The 1,482-nt window shown below is 44.1% G+C and carries 1 protein-coding gene; it reads left to right on the top strand.

The annotated features are described in order from the left end of the window. Positions 1 to 93: 93 nt before the first annotated feature. Positions 94 to 1,428, top strand: coding sequence for an ISNCY family transposase (locus tag FTU19_RS16115; protein WP_015060273.1), 1,335 nt, complete (start codon positions 94 to 96; stop codon positions 1,426 to 1,428). Positions 1,429 to 1,482 lie beyond the last annotated feature (54 nt).

Raw genomic sequence — 1,482 nt, 5'->3', positions numbered from 1 at the left:
ATGTTAGAACCCATTTAAAGTGTCTATATTCTCACCAATAAAAATGTCTGGTTTATGATGGTTTAAACATCATGGACTGGATATGAAATATAGATGCTGATCACTATGTCTGACAAAGAAATTCAACGTCTTGCTGTTCTGCAAGACGTTCGAGATCATCGTATTACACAAGTCCGTGCCGCTGAAATCCTTAATCTTTCAACCCGTCAAATTACCCGGTTATTACAGAAGCTCAATCAAGATGGTGTTTCAGGTATGGCGCATGCCAGCCGTGGTCAACCTGGCCATCGTCGCCATGATGATTTATTAAAATCAAAATGTCTTTCCATTATTTCCGAACATCTGCTGGGATTTGGACCTACCTTGGCCCATGAGAAGCTCAGCAGCATATTTGACCTGAATATCCCGGTAGAAACGCTTCGGCGCTGGATGACTGCAAATGACCTCTGGATTCCGCGATCCAAGCGCCTTAAACGTCCATATCAGCCACGTTATAACCGTGATTGCTTCGGTGAGCTGATCCAGATTGATGGCTCATATCATGACTGGTTCGAAGGACGCGCTGCTAAGTGCTGTTTATTGGTGTATATCGATGATGCCACTGGAAAGCTGTTGCATCTGCGCTTCTGTGAGGCAGAAACGACCTTCGACTATATGCTTTCAACCCGAGCCTACATTGAACAATACGGTAAGCCTCTGGCCTTTTATAGCGATAAACATTCGGTCTTCCGAGTGAACCAGAAATCGAGCCAGGACAGCAAGATCACGCAATTTGGCCGGATTCTGAATGAGTTAAACATTGATATTATCTTTGCCAACTCCCCACAGGCTAAAGGTCGCGTAGAACGCGCGAATAGAACCCTTCAAGACCGTTTGATCAAGGAGATGCGTCTGGAAGGCATCAGTTCAATTGCCGAAGCCAATGCCTGGTTACCCTGCTTTATTGAGCATTTCAACCAGAAGTTCGCCAAGTGTGCGCGAAATTCAAAGAACTTACATCGTCCGCTAACAGAGTCTGATGCTGAGCTGGAGGATATATTCACCTGGCAGGAACCGCGTAAGGTCACGAAGAACCTCACCATCACCTATGACAAGTGTATTTATCTGCTTGAACCGACAGAGCTGAATCATAAGCTTGTTGGGCAATACATTTCATTTCTGGAGTACCCGGATGGCACTGTGGCGATCATGCATGAAGGACGGAAGATCAACTATAGTGTCTTCAATAAACTGGCTGGACTACAGCAGAATGAAGTGGTTGAGAATAAAAGATTAGGCTCGGTTCTGGCGCATATCCAGCAACAGCATGAAGAGTTGGAAAAACAAAATAAACGTTCCCGTCTCAAGAAAAGTATGCCGAGTCGTAAAGCTCAGAAAGCTGTTATTGAACAAAGAAATTTAAATCCTGTGCTTGACTCTTGCAGTTAAAAACAGGACATTTTAAATGGTTTATCGCATAGACATTTTAATTGGTGCATAACA

This window comes from Acinetobacter sp. YH12072 (assembly GCF_013419565.1).
In the GTDB taxonomy this organism is placed as follows: Bacteria; Pseudomonadota; Gammaproteobacteria; order Pseudomonadales; family Moraxellaceae; genus Acinetobacter.
The sequence above is the reverse complement of the archived record's forward strand: the minus strand, read 5'-3'. Positions and strand labels throughout refer to the sequence as shown.